The organism is Streptomyces sp. NPDC047061 (genome assembly GCF_040643955.1).
GTDB lineage: Bacteria > Actinomycetota > Actinomycetes > Streptomycetales > Streptomycetaceae > Streptomyces.
The window spans coordinates 66,539-82,277 of record NZ_JBEYVI010000035.1 but is presented as its reverse complement, the minus strand read 5'-3'; the positions used below and the strand labels follow the sequence as shown (position 1 = coordinate 82,277).

General features: G+C 73.8%; 16 protein-coding genes. 4 read left to right on the top strand and 12 right to left on the bottom strand.

Annotation, left to right across the window (positions count from 1 at the left end; translation table 11 throughout):
- Positions 1–8 precede the first annotated feature (8 nt).
- Positions 9–578 carry a helix-turn-helix domain-containing protein gene (locus ABZ887_RS37350; protein WP_361299837.1) on the top strand — a complete coding sequence of 190 codons (570 nt, stop codon included), beginning with the start codon at positions 9–11 and terminating at the stop codon, positions 576–578.
- Positions 579–678: 100 nt separating this feature from the next.
- On the opposite strand, the gene ABZ887_RS37345 is transcribed toward ABZ887_RS37350, so the two are convergent.
- From ABZ887_RS37345 to ABZ887_RS37305, 9 genes are read right to left on the bottom strand one after another with little or no spacing between them, the layout of a single operon-like run.
- On the bottom strand, positions 679–1,839 hold the full coding sequence (locus ABZ887_RS37345; RefSeq protein ID WP_361299834.1) for an FAD-linked oxidase C-terminal domain-containing protein: 1,161 nt from the start codon (positions 1,837–1,839) through the stop codon (positions 679–681).
- A complete protein-coding gene (locus ABZ887_RS37340; RefSeq protein ID WP_361299831.1) occupies positions 1,781–2,365 on the bottom strand; it encodes an acyl-CoA dehydrogenase family protein in 585 nt (194 codons plus the stop codon). Before ABZ887_RS37340 ends, ABZ887_RS37345 begins: the two co-directional genes overlap by 59 nt.
- The gene (locus ABZ887_RS37335; RefSeq protein WP_361299828.1) at positions 2,362–3,363 is read right to left on the bottom strand and encodes an ABC transporter substrate-binding protein; all 1,002 of its coding nucleotides are present in this window, start codon (positions 3,361–3,363) and stop codon (positions 2,362–2,364) included. The genes ABZ887_RS37340 and ABZ887_RS37335 overlap by 4 nt, the downstream gene beginning before the upstream one ends.
- 29 nt (positions 3,364–3,392) lie before the next feature.
- Positions 3,393–4,490 (bottom strand): LLM class flavin-dependent oxidoreductase, encoded by a 1,098-nt coding sequence (locus ABZ887_RS37330; protein WP_361299825.1) that lies wholly within the window; start codon positions 4,488–4,490, stop codon positions 3,393–3,395.
- Between the two features lie 14 nt (positions 4,491–4,504).
- Positions 4,505–5,488, bottom strand: a complete 984-nt coding sequence (locus tag ABZ887_RS37325; RefSeq protein WP_361299822.1) for an ABC transporter substrate-binding protein — start codon at positions 5,486–5,488, stop codon at positions 4,505–4,507.
- Complete coding sequence (locus ABZ887_RS37320) at positions 5,485–6,201, bottom strand: ABC transporter ATP-binding protein (RefSeq protein WP_361299970.1); 717 nt, start codon at positions 6,199–6,201, stop codon at positions 5,485–5,487. The genes ABZ887_RS37325 and ABZ887_RS37320 overlap by 4 nt, the downstream gene beginning before the upstream one ends.
- A gap of 5 nt (positions 6,202–6,206) precedes the next feature.
- Positions 6,207–7,073, bottom strand: coding sequence for an ABC transporter permease (locus tag ABZ887_RS37315; RefSeq protein ID WP_361299819.1), 867 nt, complete (start codon positions 7,071–7,073; stop codon positions 6,207–6,209).
- Entirely contained in the window at positions 7,070–7,963 is an 894-nt protein-coding gene (locus tag ABZ887_RS37310; protein WP_361299816.1) for a sulfurtransferase, read from the bottom strand. Before ABZ887_RS37310 ends, ABZ887_RS37315 begins: the two co-directional genes overlap by 4 nt.
- Positions 7,960–8,655: a lysophospholipase gene (locus ABZ887_RS37305; RefSeq protein ID WP_361299814.1), complete on the bottom strand. Its 696-nt coding sequence runs from the start codon at positions 8,653–8,655 to the stop codon at positions 7,960–7,962. The genes ABZ887_RS37310 and ABZ887_RS37305 overlap by 4 nt, the downstream gene beginning before the upstream one ends.
- Positions 8,656–8,997: 342 nt before the next feature.
- Between ABZ887_RS37305 and ABZ887_RS37300 the strand changes: the two genes are divergently transcribed.
- Positions 8,998–9,864, top strand: a complete 867-nt coding sequence (locus ABZ887_RS37300) for a LysR family transcriptional regulator (RefSeq protein ID WP_361299811.1) — start codon at positions 8,998–9,000, stop codon at positions 9,862–9,864.
- A gap of 16 nt (positions 9,865–9,880) precedes the next feature.
- Here ABZ887_RS37300 and ABZ887_RS37295 read toward each other — a convergent pair whose 3' ends face one another.
- Both ABZ887_RS37295 and ABZ887_RS37290 read right to left on the bottom strand, forming a co-directional pair.
- Positions 9,881–10,243 (bottom strand): hypothetical protein, encoded by a 363-nt coding sequence (locus ABZ887_RS37295; RefSeq protein WP_361299808.1) that lies wholly within the window; start codon positions 10,241–10,243, stop codon positions 9,881–9,883.
- 118 nt (positions 10,244–10,361) lie between these two features.
- On the bottom strand, positions 10,362–11,279 hold the full coding sequence (locus ABZ887_RS37290; protein WP_361299805.1) for a helix-turn-helix transcriptional regulator: 918 nt from the start codon (positions 11,277–11,279) through the stop codon (positions 10,362–10,364).
- Positions 11,280–11,380: 101 nt separating this feature from the next.
- Here ABZ887_RS37290 and ABZ887_RS37285 point away from each other — a divergent pair, with 101 nt between their 5' ends.
- A complete protein-coding gene (locus ABZ887_RS37285) occupies positions 11,381–12,808 on the top strand; it encodes an MFS transporter (RefSeq protein ID WP_361299802.1) in 1,428 nt (475 codons plus the stop codon).
- A gap of 129 nt (positions 12,809–12,937) precedes the next feature.
- Here ABZ887_RS37285 and ABZ887_RS37280 read toward each other — a convergent pair whose 3' ends face one another.
- Positions 12,938–15,193, bottom strand: coding sequence for a SpoIIE family protein phosphatase (locus ABZ887_RS37280; protein WP_361299799.1), 2,256 nt, complete (start codon positions 15,191–15,193; stop codon positions 12,938–12,940).
- A 284-nt stretch (positions 15,194–15,477) separates the two neighbouring features.
- Between ABZ887_RS37280 and ABZ887_RS37275 the strand changes: the two genes are divergently transcribed.
- A complete protein-coding gene (locus ABZ887_RS37275; protein WP_361299796.1) occupies positions 15,478–15,696 on the top strand; it encodes a hypothetical protein in 219 nt (72 codons plus the stop codon).
- Positions 15,697–15,739 lie beyond the last annotated feature (43 nt).

Sequence of the window (15,739 nt, the reverse complement as noted above, 5' to 3'; positions counted from 1 at the left end):
GTGTGTCCATGGCCCGCTGGGAACCGAATGCAGCAGAACGGCTCGCTCACGCCGCCCTCGACCTGTTCGCCGAGCGCGGCTACGAGAACACGACCGTGATCGACATCGCGCAGCGCGCGGGGCTGGGGAAGAGCACCTTCTTCCGGCACTTCCAGGACAAGCGGGAAGTGCTCTTCGGCGGCGGCGCCGTGGACGAACTGCTCGCCGGAGCGATCGTCGCGGCGCCGGCCACGGCCACCCCGCTCGAAGCGGTGGCACATGCGCTGGACGCGGCCGGCCAGGAGATCTTCACGGCCGCCCGCCGGGAACGCGTCGCCCGCAGGCAGGCGGTGATCGCCGCCCACCCCGAACTACGAGAACGCGAAGCACTCAAGAATCTCGGCCTCCTCGCGTCGATGACCCGTGCGCTCGAAGAGCGCGGCGTTCCCGACCTGACCGCCCGCGTGGCCGCGGAACTCGGCGGGCTCGCCTCCGCGATCGCCTACGAACGCTGGAGCCGGACGGCCACCGGCGACGACTTCGGCAAGATCGCGCGGCAGGCGCTCGACGACGTGCGGGCATCCACCGCCTCCTGCTGACGCGGCGGCCGCCCCGAACAGGCCGGAGACGGCCGCCCGTGAGCCCGGGGCGGCCGTGAGGGTGTCCGTCCGGACCAGGACCGATCACCGCCGGAGGGGCTCACAGGGCCTTGCCCGGGTTGAGGATCCCGTGCGGGTCGAAGGCCTCCTTCAGGCGGCGTTGCAACGCGTGGGCGGCCGGGCCGAGTTCGTCGGCGACCCACTGCCGCTTGAGGACGCCGACGCCGTGTTCGCCGGTGAGGGTGCCGCCCAGGCGCAGGGCCAGGGCGAAGATCTCGCCCGCCGTCTCCCAGGCCGCGTCCGGCAGTCGGTCCAGGGCAGGATCGACCACGATGATCGGGTGCAGGTTGCCGTCGGCCGCGTGGGCGAGGGTGAAGACCGGTGTCCCGTGGCGGGCCGAGATCGCGCGGATCTCCGCGGCGGCCTCGGCGAGCCGGGAGCGGGGTACCGCGATGTCCTCGATGAGGGGGCGGCCGAGGCGTTCCAGCGCGGGGAGTGCCTGGCGGCGGGCGGACAGGAGGGCTTCCTCCTCGGCCGGGTCGGTGGTCGTCCGCACGCTCGTGGCCAGGGGGGCGAGGACGTCCGCCACCGCCTGCGCCTCGGCGGCCGCCCCGGCACCGTCGCACTGCACGATCAGCAGGGCGGCGCCGTGCTCGCGCAGGGCCGGGTCGACGGCCTCCAGGACCGGTCCGTCGAGCAGTTCCGCGAGGGCCGGGACGACCCCGGCGCGCGCGATCGCGTACGACGCCCGGGCCGCCGCCTCGAAGGTGGCGAAGTACGCGGCCAGGGTCGCCGTCGCGGCGGGCAGCGGCCGTAGTCGCAGGGTCGCCCCGGTGATCACCGCGAGGGTGCCCTCCGAGCCGGTCAGCAGCGCGGTCAGGTCGTAGCCGGTGACGCCCTTGACGGTACGGCGGCCGGTGGCGATCACCGTGCCGTCCGCGAGGACCGCCTCCAGGCCCAGCACGCTGTCCCTGGTCACGCCGTACTTGGCGCAGCGCAGGCCGCCCGCGTTGGTGGCGATGTTCCCGCCGATCGTGGACAGGGCATCGCTCGCCGGGTCGGGCGCGTAGCGCAGCCCGTGGGCGGCCGCCGCGCGGTCCAGGTCCGCCGTGATCACGCCCGGTTCGACGACCGCGAGCTGGTCCTGTGGGGACAGTTCGAGGACGCGGTTCATCCCGGACAGGTCCAGGACCAGGGAGCCCTCACCGGCCGCCGCCCCGCCCGACAGGCCGGTGCCCGCGCCCCGGGGGACCACCGGCACCCGCAGCGCGTGCGCGTGCCGCAGGGTGACTCGGCTCCGGTTCGTCGGTGGTCGCCCACACCAGGAACCAGTCCAGGCCCTCCGCTCCGGTCACGAACCTCTTGGTGCCGCTGATCGACCAGCCGTCCGGGGTGCGGTGGGCGCGGGTGGCCGGGAGGCCGCCCCGGGCCGGGGAGCCCAGTTCCGGCTCCACACGCGCGTGGTTGACGAGAACCGGGCGCTGTTCGGACTCCTTCAGCACGCGCGCGTACAGCCCCTCCGGCCAGTGGGGGCGGGCCGCCTGGCGGGCGTGGGTGGCCAGGGTCATCGCCGTGATGAGGGCGACGGACGGGTCGCCCCGGCCGACGGTGTGCAGGATGCGGGCGGTGTCCTCGACTCCGGCGCCCCGGCCGCCGTACTGCCGGCCGATCGTCGCGGTCAGCCAGCCCGCCTCGTGGACGAGTGCCAGCGACTCGGCGGGGAAGGTGCCGGTGCGGTCGTACTCGGCGGCCAGTTCGGCCATGCGGTCGACGGTCGCGGCGGTCACAGGGCCTTCTTCAGGTCGGCGTTCAGGGCGGTGGTCCAGAACGACCGCACGTCCAGGTGCGAGGACAGTGCGCCCAGCTCGGTGAACGCGTCGGCCACCTTCTGCTCGGAGGCGATCGCCGTGTCGTCGACCGTGCGGGCCCGCGTGGGGCGCTGCTTCTGCTGGGCGGTCAGGTCCTGTTCGGCCTGGGCGGCCGGCTGGTGGGTGTTCTCCGCGATCACCTGGGCGAAGGCGGCCTCGTGGCCGTCGCGGACGTACGCGTACGCCTTGGTGATCCGGGCGATCAGGTCGGCCGCCGCGGCCTTCTGCGCGGAGCTCTTCAGGACGCTGTCGCGGGCCGACCAGAGGAAGTTGCCGGACAGGATGTCCGCGCCGGAGCCGACGGTCGTGGCGCCCTGCTGGTGGGCGGTGATGATCGAGGTGCCGTAGGAGGCGAAGGCGTCGATGGAGCCGCCGTTCAGGGCGGCCAGGCCGTCGTTGGGGAGGAGGGGCTTGGCGTCGATGTCGGACCAGGTCAGGCCCGCCCGCTTCAGCAGTTCGTAGAGGAAGTAGTGGGCGGTGGTGTTCTTGACGTAGCCGACCTTCCTGCCCTTGAGGCCCGCGATGTCGGTCACCTTCGAGCCCTTGGGGACGACGACCTCCTGGTTGAGGGTCGTGCCCTGCTGGACGGCGACGACCTTGAAGTCCGGTCTGCCGTCGGCGGCCGAGAAGACCGGCGGGATCTCGCTGGAGGAGGCGAGGTCGAGGGCGCCCGCGCGGACGGCCTGGAGCTGCTGGTCGCCGCCCTGGAACACGCTCCACTTCACCTTGTACGGGGTGTCGTCGAGGTGGGCGAACTTCAGGACCGCCTCCTCGACCTTCCAGCCGGTGGCGCCGACGCGCAGGGTGACGTCGGCCTCGGAGTCGGCCCGGGCGCTGCCGCCGCAGGCCGCGGCGAAGGGCAGCAGGAGGGCGGTGAGCAGGGCGGCGGGCGCGCGCAGGGCGCGGGACAACAACACGGGGTCTCCATGGATTGCTCGCGGGGGTGTCAGGCGGCGGGGGCGGTGGCGGCGCGGTGGGCCAGTTCCTGGCGGACCAGGGGCAGGACGTGCCGGGCGTAGTCGATGGCGTCGTTGAGCGGGTCGTAGCCGCGGATCGACAGCAGGTCGCAGCCGATGTCGACATAGTCGAGGAGGGCCTGGGCGACGGTCTCGGGGGTGCCGACCAGGGCGGTGGAGGCGCCGGCCGCGTTGGTGGCGACGGCGGGGGCGGTCCACAGGCAGCGGTCGTGGACCTCGCCGCGCCCGGCGAGGTCGAGCAGCCGCTGGGAGCCGACGTTCGCCGGTCGGCCGGTGGTGCGGTAGTGGCGGAGTTGTTCGGTGGTGCGGGCCTGGTCCTGGAGGACGCCCAGCGTGCGGTGCGCCTTCTCCCGGGCGAGTTCCTCGGTGGGCGCGATGATCGGGCGGAAGGAGACCCAGATCCGGGGGTGCGGGCGGCCGGCCGCGTCGGCGACCGCGTTGACGGCGGCGATCTGCTCGGCCGTCTCCTTCAGCGGTTCGCCCCACAGGCCGAAGATGTCGCCCTGCTGCCCGCCGACCCGGTAGGCGTCCTGGGAGGAACCGCCGACGGAGATCGGGACCAGACCGTGCACGGGCTTCACGTCGGAGTGGTGGCCCTCGAAGGTGAAGTACTTGCCGTGGTGCGAGACCGGGCCGTCGGCCTGCCAGACCTTGCGGAGGATCTGGATGTACTCGTCCGACCGCTCGTACCGCTCGGCCTTGTCGAGGTAGTCGCCCTCGCGGCGCTGCTCCTCGTCGTTGCCGCCGGAGATGATGTGGAGCGTGAGACGGCCGTTACTTATCTGGTCGAGGGTCGCCAGGGCGCGGGCCGCGTGGGTCGGGAAGATCACGCCGGGGCGGTGGGCGAGGATCGGGCGGACGCGTTCGGTGTGGGTGGCGACGAACTGGGCGACCTGGAAGGCGTCCGGGGAGGCCGAGTGGTAGGCGACCAGGGTGTGGTCGAAGCCGCCGTCGTCCAGGGCGCGGGCGTACCTGCGCAGGTGGTCGACGTCGAGGCCGGTACGGCCGGCGGCGGGGCCGGAGGCTCCGGCGTCGGTGTGGACGGCGCTGATGAACTCGACAGGCATGAGGGCTCCCGTGGTTACTTGAGAAGTGACGTGTCGGCGGACTTCGCCACGTCCACGTTCGGGTCGAGGACGCCGATGCCGTTCATGAGGTCGGCGACGCCCTGGACCGTCGTGTTCACGTCGGAGGTGATCGGCAGCACCTGGCTGTACGCGGCGGACGCCAGGGTCCTGGCCACGGTGGCGTCGGCGCCGTTGCGCTGCTCGATGGCCTTGGCGTAGGCGTCCTGGTGGGTGCTGGTCCACTTCAGGGCCGTGCCGAGCCGCTTGAGGAAGTCGGACAGAGCGGCCTTCTTCGAGGTGTCCGCGAGGGCCTTGTCGGAGGCGTTGACGAAGCCGATGCCGCTGACCCGGCCGTCGCCGCCGTCGACGAGCAGCCGGCCGCCCTGCTCCAGGCCGACGGCCTGGTAGACGCCGAAGGTCGCCCAGATCCTGATCTTCCCGGAGGCGAAGGCGGCCTGCGCGTCGGTCGGCAGCAGGTACTGCACCTGGACGTCCTTGTAGCTGAGACCGTTCTGCTTGAGCACGTTGGCCAGCAGGTACTCCGAGACGCTGCCCTTGGCCGAGGAGACGACCACCTTCTGGCCCTTGAGGTCCTTGACGCTGTCGATGCCGGAGTCCTTGCGGACGACGATGCCGACGTGCGTGCCGTCGTTCTTGAGGGCCGCGATGTTCTTCAGTCTCACCCCGCCGCTGAGCGCCTGCAGGGCGGGCAGGTCGGCGGAGAACCCCGTGTCGGCGGCGCCCGCCTGCACGGCCTGGTAGAGCGGCGCGGCGCCCTCGAACTCGGCCCACTTCACCTTGTACTCGGCGCCCTTGAGGGCGTCGGAGGCGGCGACGATCGTCTGCAGGGTCCTGGCCTGGTCGCCGATGGTGAGGGTGACCTGCCCCTTGGCGGAGGCGTCCGCCGAGGAGTCCGCGCCGCAGGCGGTCAGGGCCGGCAGGGCGAGAACGCTCAGGGCGACGGTGGTGACGGTGGTGACGGCCAGTCTGCGTGTCACGAGGGGGTTCCTTCCAGGGTGCGGGTGACGCCGAGCCAGCCGAGCAGCCGGGCGCGCAGGGAGACGAAGTCGGGGGTGGTCAGGTCGCGGGGGCGGGGCAGGTCGACGGTGAGTTCGTGGGCGATCCGGCCGCCGTCCATGACCAGCACCCGGTCGGCGAGCAGCAGCGCCTCCTCCACGTCGTGGGTGACGAGGAGGACCGCGCAGCCGTGCGACTGCCAGAGTTCGGCGACGAGTTGCTGGACCTTGCCGCGGGTGAGGGCGTCGAGGGCGCCGAACGGCTCGTCGAGGAGGAGCAGTTCGGGTTCGCGGACCAGGGCGCGGGCCAGCGAGACGCGCTGGGCCTGGCCGCCGGAGAGGGTCTTGGGCCACACCCCGGCGCGGTCGGCGATGCCCACCTCGTCCAGGGCCTTCGCGGCGAGCGCGCGGTCGGCGCGGCCGGGCAGACCGAGGACGACGTTGCGCCACACCTTCAGCCAGGGCAGCAGCCGCGGCGACTGGAACGCGGCACTGCGCCGGACCGGCACGGTCACCTCGCCGCCGATCTCGTCGTCGAGTCCGGCGAGGATCCGCAGCAGCGTCGACTTGCCGCAGCCGCTGTGCCCGAGCAGGGCCACGAACTCGCCCTCCCGGATGTCGAGATCGAGGTCGTGCAGGACGGTGTTGCCGTCGAAGGCCCGGGAAAGCCCCCTGATCTCCACGCTGTTGGCCATGGTGCTCACGCCTCGCCCTCGAAGTTGGCGCGCCAGGTCAGCAGCCGGCGGGACAGGATCCGTACGGCGAAGTCGCAGGCCAGGCCGAGCAGGGCGTAGACGACGAGGCACAGCACGATGACGTCGGTGCGGAAGTACTGCTGGGCGTTGCTCATCAGGTAGCCGAGGCCCGCGTCCGCGTTGATCTGCTCGGCGAAGACCAGGGCCAGCCAGGCCGTCGAGAGGGCGTACCGGAGTCCCACGAGGGCACCGGGCAGCGCGCTCGGCAGGATCACGTAGGTGACGAGGCCGAGCCGGCCGAGGCCCATCATGCGGGCGGCCTCGACGAGTTGGGCGTCGGTGGAGCGGATGCCGCCGTAGATGTTGAAGTACAGGGGGTAGGTGACGCCGAGGGCGACCAGGGCGATCTTCGGGGTCTCCTCGATGCCGAACCAGACGATGAACAGCGGGATCAGTCCGACCCAGGGGATCGCCCGGAACATGCCCATCGAGGAGTCGATGACGTCCTCGCCGAGCCGGAACAGCCCGGCGAGGAGGGAGAGGACGAGGGCGACCGTGGCGCCGATGAGGAAGCCGATGCCGGCCCGGCGGCCCGACGCGGCGACGGCGCGGGGCAGTTCGCCGTCCTTGGTGAGGTCGACGGCCTGTCCGAGCACGTCCACCGGGGAGGCCAGCACGGACTCCGGGAGGACGCCGGTGGCGGAGGCCAGGAACCAGAGCAGGACCAGCCCGACGGGTCCGGCGGCGCGGCGCACGGAACGGGGCACGGCCGGCCGACGGCCCTGCCGGACGGTACCGCGGATCGTGACCCGCCCGGCGGAGGGCGCGGCCTGCGGGGCGGGGACGGCGGCCTTCAGCGACTCGGTGGTCATGAGGAACCCCCCGCGGAGCCCGCCACGGCCGAGGGCGACCCGGACGGAAGTGGTCCGGTCGCGGCCGGACGGTCGGGATCCGCCGACCACGCCGACCAGGAGCCCGGGAACAGGACCGCCGCCTCGAACCCGGCGATCTCCAGGGCCGCGATCTGGTGGGCGGCGGTGACCCCGGAGCCGCAGTAGACGCCGATCCGCGTCGCCGCGCCCGCGCCCGCCCTCCCGAACCGTTCGCGCAGCGCGTCGGCGGGGAGGAAGGTGCCGTCGGCCGCGAGGTTCTCGCCGGTCGGCGCGGAGACCGCGCCCGGGATGTGCCCGGCCCGCGGATCCACCGGCTCCGCCTCGCCCCGGTACCGCTCCCCGGCCCGCGCGTCCAGCAGCAGCCCGGCGGCGGCGAGCCCGGCGGCGCCGTCGGCGTCCGTGACCGGCAGCGCGCCCGCCCGCAGTACGACGTCTCCGGGCGCCGGAGCGGCCGGGATCCCGGTCTCCAGCGGCAGCCCGGCCACCCGCCAGGCGCCCAGCGCCCCGTCGAGGAGCGTGACGTCGGTGAGGCCCGCGTACCGCAGCAGCCACCAGGCCCGTGCGGCCGCCGTGTTGCCCAGGTCGTCGTAGACCACGACGGGCTGGTCCGCCCTCACTCCCCAGCGCCGTACCGCCGCCTGGAGGGTGTCGAGGCCGGGCAGGGGATGGCGGCCGTCCCGCGGCGAGGGCGGCGCGGCCAGTTCGGTGTCGAGGTCGACGTAGACCGCGCCCGGGAGGTGGCCGTCGGCGTAGTGGTCGCGGCCGTGCGGGTCGCCCAGGGCCCAGCGGACGTCGAGGACGGCGGGAGGGCGACCGGAGCCGAGCAGGGCGTGCAGTGCGGCGGCGGTGGTCAGGACCCGGCGGCTCATGCGAGACCCTCCGCGATCAGGGGCAGCCCGGGCGAGAGGCGCAGCCGCTCCAGGAACAGCACGACGGTGGCGGCGGCCGTGCGGTGCAGGGCGTCGTTGAGGACGTCGTGGCGGCCGCCGGTGAACTCCACCAGGTGGACCGGGGAGTCCGCGTAGGCCGCGCGGGCCGCCGTCACCGGGCTGACCCGGTCGTCCTTGCCGTGCAGGGCCAGCACCGGCACCCGTACCCGGTCCAGGCGGAGTTCCGGCAGGTCCGGTGTGATGTCGAGGGCCCCGCGGCGGAAGGCGGGGTCGCGGGTCAGCCGGGCCTGGTGGGTGGGGCAGGCGGTGCGCGCCTCGATCTCGGTCTCCCAGCCGCCGGCCGCCCAGGGGCCGGTGGGCAGGCCGGCCAGGATCAGCGCGTCGGCGCCGGAGGCCGGCCCGGCGGCCGGCTCCACGGCGTAGCGGGCGCCGGTGTCCGAGCCGACCAGGACCTTCGGTCCGGGCAGTGACTCGTCGGCGAGGAGTTCGGCGGCCTCGTCGAGGACCGCCGGGTCGGCGGCCGGGTCGCCGAGGGCGCGGACGCGGTAGGCGTCGAAGGCCAGCCGGCGGCCGAACCGCTCGTACACACCGCCGTGTTCGCCGCGGCCGGCCAGCACGATCAGCGTGCCGCGCGCGGCGAGACCTTCGGGTTCGTCCCAGGAGAACGACATGAGGGGGCAACTCCCGTTCCGGAGCAGGGGAAGAGAAGAAAAAAGAAGAAGAAAAGGGGGGGAGGAGAGGCGGCCGTCACCGGCACGTGCCGGCCACGGGGCGGGTTCGCCGGGGGCAGCGGAAGGGCGCGGGTACGCGCGGAGGAATCGAGGAATCAGCGACAGCGGGCGCTGCACGCCACGCCGAAGTCGATGACTCGGCGCTGCGTCAGAAGGGCAGCCGTGGCGGTCGCGAACATGCCTCCATCATGAGCGGCGGTGACCGAACGCGTCCAACGATGATTCCGCATCGAAACCGATCAGGGATCGCGATCGGTCGGGGAAACGGCTACCGTCACCGCCATGTCCCGACCCGTCCTCGACATCGTGGCCCTGCGCAGCCTGACCGCGGTGGCCGACTGCGGCGGCTTCCACCGGGCCGCCCGCGCGCTCGCCCTCAGCCAGTCGGCGGTGAGCCAGCACGTACGCAGACTGGAGAAGGCGCTGGGGCACCCCGTGGTCGAACGCGAGGGCCGCGGCAGCCGGTTCACCCCCGAGGGACGCCTGCTCCTCGAACAGGCCCGGCGGATCCTCGCCGTCCACGACGAGGCCGTGCGGGTGCTGCTGGACGCGGACGGCGACACCGTCACCATCGGCTCCACCGAGCACGCGGCGGACCAGTTCCTGCCCCGGCTCACCGCCGCAGTCCAGGAGGTCCGGCCCGGCTGCCGGGTCCGCTATCGCATCGACCGCTCCGCACGGCTGGTGGAGGCGGTCGAACGGGGCAGCGTGGACGTGGCGGTGTACGTCACGGAGGCCGCCGCCACCGAGGGCACGCCCGTCGGCGGTCTCCCGCTCTCCTGGCACGCGACCCCCGGCTGGCGGCGGCCCGACGCCCCCTCCCCGGTGCCGCTGGTCGCCATCGAGGAGCCCTGTGCGATCCGCCGCCGGGCCATCGCCACGCTCGCCGCGCAGGGCGTGCCGGCCACGGTCGTCGGCGACGCCGGCTATCTCGCGGGGGTCCTCGACATCGCCCGCACCGGGCAGGGCGTCGCCCTCATCGCCGCGGTCGGCACGGCCCCGGACGGCCTGACCCGGTACGACGGCCTGCCCGCCGTCACCCCCATCCCGATGAGCGCCCTCGCCCGCCCCGGCGCCGACCCCACGACGGTACGGGCCGCGTTCGCCGCCGCCCGGGAGCTGCTCGACGGGGCGGCGGCCGGGACCTGACGGCTCGCCCGGCCCGTCACCGGCAGGGGGCGCCGAGATCGGCGGAGCGGACCGAGCGGCGGTGCCGGGCCAGGACGGCCTGCCTGAGGGCGCCCAGGACCAGGGACTGGAGCAGCGCCGAGACGACGACCGTGCCGACGAAGAACCAGTTCGGGGTGTCCGTGCGCCACGCCGTCCGGCCGAGCGCCGAGACCACCGGGAACACCGGGAACGTGACCAGGGGCGGCCAGAGCCAGGCGTAGTCGGAGCCGTGGTCGTCGGCGCCGGCGGCGTCCACGGCGGCCTTGGCGATGACGACGGCGACCAGGGCGAGGTAGGCCACCGAGAGGCGGTTGGTGAGCATCAGCCGGACAACGGTGCGGGCCGGGCCGGTTTCCATCGTCGTCTCCCCCGTGGCCGGTCGTCGTTTCCTCACGCTCACTGCATCGTCGGGGCCGGACCGCGTCCCGGTCCTGAGTACGCGTACTCAGTTGTACGAACGAATTCCCGTGCCCCGGTCAGGAGTTCGGCGTCCCGGCTCCCGCCCGCGCCAGGTCGTGCAGCCGCTCCAGGCGCTCCCGCGTGTCCTCGTCCGCCGGGACGTAGGTGACCATCCGCGCCCCCGACGCCGGGTTCAGGAACAGGTCCGTGTGTTCCAGGGTGAGGAAGCCGACGTACGGGTTGTGGAACTGCTTGGTCCTGGCGCGCAGGTCCACCACCTCGTAGCGTTCCCAGTTCTCACGGAACTCCGCGGACTCCGCCGCCAGCCGCTTGACCAGCATCTTCCAGGCCGGCTCGGCGAGATGGCCGGCCATGGACGCGCGGAGCTTCGCGGCCATCAGACGGCGGGTCTCCTCCAGGTGCACGATGGAGCGGCGCCAGTCGGGGTTGGTGTAGACGAGGATCATGCAGTTGCGGTCCTCGGGCGGGACCGCGTCCAGGTCGCCCATCAGGCGGGCGTAGGTGCGGTTGTAGGCGAGGATGTCGTAGCGGCTGTTCTGGACGGAGGCCGGGAGGGGTTCCAGGGCGCGGAGCATCTCGTGCAGGGCCGGGGTGACGCCCGTGCAGCTCGCGGCCGGGGTCGGGTCGACGGCTTCGGCCAGCTGGAAGAGGTGGGCGCGCTCGGTGCCGTCGAGCCGCAGCGTGCGGGCGAGGGCGTCCAGGACCTGGACGGAGACCTGGATGTCCCGGGCCTGTTCGAGCCAGGTGTACCAGGTGACGCCGACCGCGGAGAGCTGGGCGACCTCCTCGCGGCGCAGGCCGGGCGTGCGGCGGCGGGTGCCGCGGGGCAGGCCCACCTCCTCCGGGGTGATCCGCTCCCGGCGGCTGCGCAGGAACGCGGCCAGCTCGTGCCGCCGGATGTCGGCACCCCGGCCCGGGGCGGGGGCCGCTGCTGTCCGCCGAGGGCTCGTCGTCTCCTGCGCCGTGGTCGTCATGCGTCCAGACTGCCGCGCCGCCGATCCTGTTGCCAGGTACTTCTACTACCAGGACAAGGAGACTCTGGTACCCGTCTCGGCCAGGCCGCAGGCTCGGGTGCATGACCGAAACCGTCACCACCGCCAACGTACGGTCCCCGTCCGCGCCACCGGCGCTCGGCGGCCCCGGACTGTTCACCGTCCTGCTGGCCGCCGCCCTTCCCCTCGTCGACTTCTTCATCGTCAACGTCGCCCTGCCCACCATCGGCGCCGACCTGCACGCGGGCGAGGCGGTCCTGGAACTCGTCGTCGCCGGGTACGGCGTCGCCTACGCCGTGCTGCTGGTCCTCGGCGGCCGGCTCGGCGACCTGTTCGGGCGCCGCCGGCTCTTCCTCGGCGGCATGGCCGCGTTCGGGCTGACCTCGCTGGCCTGCGGACTCGCGCCCAGCGCCTGGACGCTGGTGGCGGCCCGGGTCGCCCAGGGCGCCGCGTCCGCCGCGATGCTCCCGCAGGTCCTCGCCACCATCCAGGCCGCCACCGCCGGCGGCCGCCGCGCCCGCGCCATGAGCCTGTACGGCGCCACCGCCGGCCTCTCCATGGTGGCCGGGCAGATACTCGGCGGGGTGCTGGTCGCCGCCGACATCTGGGGCACCGGCTGGCGCTCGGTGTTCCTCGTCAACGTGCCGGTCGTGGTCGTCGGGCTGGTGCTCGGCGCCCGGTTCGTACCGGAGACCAAGTCGCAGAAGCCCGAGCCGGTCGACGGACCCGGCACCGTGCTGCTCGCGGCCTCCCTCCTCGCCCTGCTCGCCCCGCTCACCGAGGGCCGGGCGGCGGGCTGGCCGCTGTGGACCTGGCTGTCGCTGGCCGCGTTCCCGGGCGTGGCCGTCGCCTTCTACGCCGTGGAGCGCCGCGCCGACCGGGCGGGACGCACCCCGCTGGTCCCGCCGAGCCTGTTCGAACTCGCCTCGCTGCGCCGGGGTCTGGTGCTGATGCTGCCGTTCTCGATCGGGTTCAGCGGGTTCATGTTCGTGATCGCCGTGGCCCTGCAGAGCGGGGAGCACCTGGGGCCGGTCGCGGCGGGGATGGCGCTCGCCCCGATGGCCGTCGCCTTCCTGTTCGTCTCGCTCGCCGGGCCGCGGCTGATCGCCCGGTACGGCAGCCGGGTGGTGACCGCCGGGTCCGTGATCCAGGCGGTCGGCATCGTCCTCATCGTGCTCGCCGCCCGCCGGGACTGGCCGCACCTGGACTTCGCCGGGCTGCTGCCCGGGGTCGCGGTCGCCGGTGCCGGTCAGGCCCTGCAACTCCCCAACGTGCTGCGCCTGGTGATGTCGGAGGTACCGCCCGCGCGGGCCGGGGTGGGCAGCGGCGTGATGGTCACCACCCAGCAGTCCGCCCTCGCCCTCGGCGTGGCCACCCTGGGCACCCTGTTCCTCTCCCTGATCCCCCACCAGGGCGCACGGGACGCCCTGGTCGTCACCCTGCTGGTCCAACTGGCCCTGGTGGTGGTCACCGGCCTACTCAGCCTCCGCCTGCCCCGCACGGTCAACTGACGGTCCCGTAAAGCGCCCCGCCAGGGGCGCGGGGCTGTATTTGATGTGCGGCTCCGCCGCGCGGGCGCGACCAGCCACAACGGCGCCGCAGCCGCCAGACGGCACACCGCGGCACCCCCGGCGGCGCACTCACCCGCCGCTGCCCCCCAATTCGAACCAGACGATCTTGCCGGTACCGAGCCGGGTCGTCCCCCACCTCCGAGCCAACCGGTGCACCAGGTACAGGCCCCGCCCGTGCTCGTCGGTCGCCTTCGCCTGCCTCAGCCGCGGCAACTGCGGCACGTCGTCGCCGACCTCGCAGCGCAGCACGTCCGTGCGCAGCAGCCGCAGGCTGATCGGACGGGTGGCGTGCCGTACCGCGTTGGTGACGATCTCGCTGACCAGCAGCTCGGCGGTGTCGGTGAGATCCTCCAGGCCCCAGCCGGCCAGGGCCTGCCGGGTGAGCCGGCGGGCCCGGCCGGGGGCACCGACCTCCGGCTCCAGGGTCCAGTACGCGACGTCGCTCGGCGCGATGCCGTCGAAGCGGGCGGCGAGCAGCGCGATGTCGTCGTCCCGGTCGCCCGGCCCGAGCATGTCGAGCACCTCGTCGCACAGGGCCTCCAGCGGCGGGGGCCGGTCGGGGCCGGTCAGCTGGGCGGTGGCGGCGAGCTTCTCGCGCAGCTGCTCGATGCCGGTCCACACGTCGCGCAGCCGGGACTCGACCAGGCCGTCGGTGTACAGCAACAGCGTCGCCCCGGTGGGGGCGTCCAGCTCCACCGCCTCGAAGTCGATGCCGCCGACGCCGATCGGGGCGCCCGGCGGCACCGTGAGGACCTCGGTCTTGCCGCCCGGGTGGAGCAGGATCGGCGGCGGATGGCCGGCGTTGGCGATGGTCATGCGGTGCGAGACGGGGTCGTACACGACGTACAGGCAGGTGGCCATGCGGTCGGTGCCGAGTCGCTGGGCCTGTTCGTCGAGGTGGTGCAGCACCTCCTGCGGGGGCAGGTCGAGGCCGGCCAGGGTCAGCGCGGTGGTGCGCAGCTGGCCCATGACGGCGGCCGAGGTCATGGAGTGGCCCATGACGTCGCCGACGACCAGTGCCACCCGGCTGCCGGGCAGCGGGATCGCGTCGTACCAGTCGCCGCCGACGCGCGCGGTCTCGGCGGCCGGGAGGTAGCGCACCGCCAGCCGGACGCCGGTGGGCCGGGGCAGGGAGTGCGGCAGCATGGCGCGCTGCAGCCGGTCGGCGATGAACGCCTCCCTGCTGTACAGCACGGCCTTGTCGACGCCGAGCGCGGTGTGGGTGGCGAGCTGTGCGGCGACCAGGAGGTCGGCGGGCTCGAACGCGGGGCGCTCGGGCCGGCGCAGGAAGACCACCGCGCCGGTGACCCGGCGGCGGCCGCGCAGCGGGGCGAGGATCGCGTGCGTGCCGACCCAGTCGTTCAGCGCGCTGTCGGGGCCGACCAGTTCGCCCAGTGCGGCACGGGTCGGCGGGGTGTCGGCGAACACCGGCCGGACCCCGCGGAGCACCTCGGCGAGGGCGCCGCCGGGCACCACCTCGCTCCAGTCGGAGGCGTCCAGGTCGTCCTGTTCGTCGTCCACCGTCTCCGCGGGCCAGACCAGGCCCTCGGCGCCGGGGCCCTTGAGCCGGTCGGTGCGGCGCAGCCGCAGCACGGCCGGGCCGGTGGGCCGTTCGTCGCCGACCGGCAGCGGGTCGCGCAGGTAGACGAGGGCCGCGTCGGAGTACGTCGGTACGGCGGCCCGGCACAGGCCGAGCACGATCTCGTCGGTGTCGAAGCCGCGGGCGATCCGCCGGGTGGCGGCGCCGACGTAGCGGAGGCGGTCCTCGTCCGGGGCCTTCGGCGCGGCGGGCGGCCCGGCGGCGAGGGTGTCCTCACGGACGCCGAGCGCGGTCTGCGCCGACAGCGCGTCGGCCAGGGCGATGTCGTCCTCCACGAAGTCCTCCCGGTCCGGGCGGCGCAGGAACACGGCCACGCCCACGACGGCGTCGGGGGCGCGCAGCGGGGCGAGCAGGACCCGGTTCCCCTGCGGGAGCCGGATCGCCGTCCCGAGGAGTTCGGCGAGGGCCCCGTCCACGTCGTCCGGGCCCCGGCCGCGCGCCCTGCCGCAGCGCAGCAGCGCGGCGAGCGCGCCGTCGGGTGCCACCGGTCTGGATCGCGGGGGCGTCCCGCCCATGACGCCGCCGAGTTCGGGAGGCAGCCCGTCCAACTCCAGGCGCTCCGGCTCGGAGCGGCCCGGCGAGCGGTCGCCGAGGTAGACGAACATCCCGTCCGCCAGGTCGGGGACCGTCACCCGGTACAGCTCACGGACAGCCTGGTCCGCGCCCTCGGCGCGGGCGATCCGGCGGCCGGCGACGGCCAGGAAACGTTGAGGATCCGGCAGCATCGCCTCTCCGTGCCGGTGGCCGCTTCACAAGGTCGCTTTCATCTTGAGCCAGGGTCAATTCCCTGTCCAGGGTTTCCGCCGGTACACCAAGTCCGGTTCATGATCCGGCGGTTGGGACGGAGCGGTGCACAAGGTGCGTTGTCCACCGTGTGAACTCCGGGACGTCCTCGGTAAAACCCGGTGAAGAAGTCCCCGTTGATGTTGGTCTTGCTGCACACTCCTTGCCGTCGGCCAGCCGTCGACACGTGCCGAACAGCAGACCGGGCACAGACTCCGGAGGCGTCATGTCGCAGATCGACGAGAGCAAGGTCAGCCGCTGGGACCAGCACGGCCGGGAACACGTGGTCCGGGTGCAGCGCACGGGTGTGCAGCGCACGATCAAATGCGACACCTGCGGCTGGAGCAAGGGCGCGCAGTTCCTGCCCTGGCTGAAGGCGCAGGAGCACCTGGCCGAGGCCCACCAGGCCACCGTGGACCCCGCGGGCGCCCAGCCCTCGCGATGACTTTCCGCGGGCCCGGGAGTCGTACCGTCGAAGATCCCGCCCA

Bases quoted from the DNA above. Each gene is read 5' to 3' on its own strand.
- ABZ887_RS37310 (WP_361299816.1), bottom strand. From the start codon at position 7,963: ATGAGCCGCCGGGTCCTGACCACCGCCGCCGCACTGCACGCCCTGCTC.
- ABZ887_RS37280 (WP_361299799.1), bottom strand. From the start codon at position 15,193: ATGCTGCCGGATCCTCAACGTTTCCTGGCCGTCGCCGGCCGCCGGATC.
- ABZ887_RS37275 (WP_361299796.1), top strand. From the start codon at position 15,478: ATGTCGCAGATCGACGAGAGCAAGGTCAGCCGCTGGGACCAGCACGGC.
- ABZ887_RS37320 (WP_361299970.1), bottom strand. From the start codon at position 6,201: ATGGCCAACAGCGTGGAGATCAGGGGGCTTTCCCGGGCCTTCGACGGC.
- ABZ887_RS37305 (WP_361299814.1), bottom strand. From the start codon at position 8,655: ATGTCGTTCTCCTGGGACGAACCCGAAGGTCTCGCCGCGCGCGGCACG.
- ABZ887_RS37290 (WP_361299805.1), bottom strand. From the start codon at position 11,279: ATGACGACCACGGCGCAGGAGACGACGAGCCCTCGGCGGACAGCAGCG.
- ABZ887_RS37330 (WP_361299825.1), bottom strand. From the start codon at position 4,490: ATGCCTGTCGAGTTCATCAGCGCCGTCCACACCGACGCCGGAGCCTCC.
- ABZ887_RS37315 (WP_361299819.1), bottom strand. From the start codon at position 7,073: ATGACCACCGAGTCGCTGAAGGCCGCCGTCCCCGCCCCGCAGGCCGCG.
- ABZ887_RS37350 (WP_361299837.1), top strand. From the start codon at position 9: ATGGCCCGCTGGGAACCGAATGCAGCAGAACGGCTCGCTCACGCCGCC.
- ABZ887_RS37285 (WP_361299802.1), top strand. From the start codon at position 11,381: ATGACCGAAACCGTCACCACCGCCAACGTACGGTCCCCGTCCGCGCCA.
- ABZ887_RS37300 (WP_361299811.1), top strand. From the start codon at position 8,998: ATGTCCCGACCCGTCCTCGACATCGTGGCCCTGCGCAGCCTGACCGCG.
- ABZ887_RS37295 (WP_361299808.1), bottom strand. From the start codon at position 10,243: ATGGAAACCGGCCCGGCCCGCACCGTTGTCCGGCTGATGCTCACCAAC.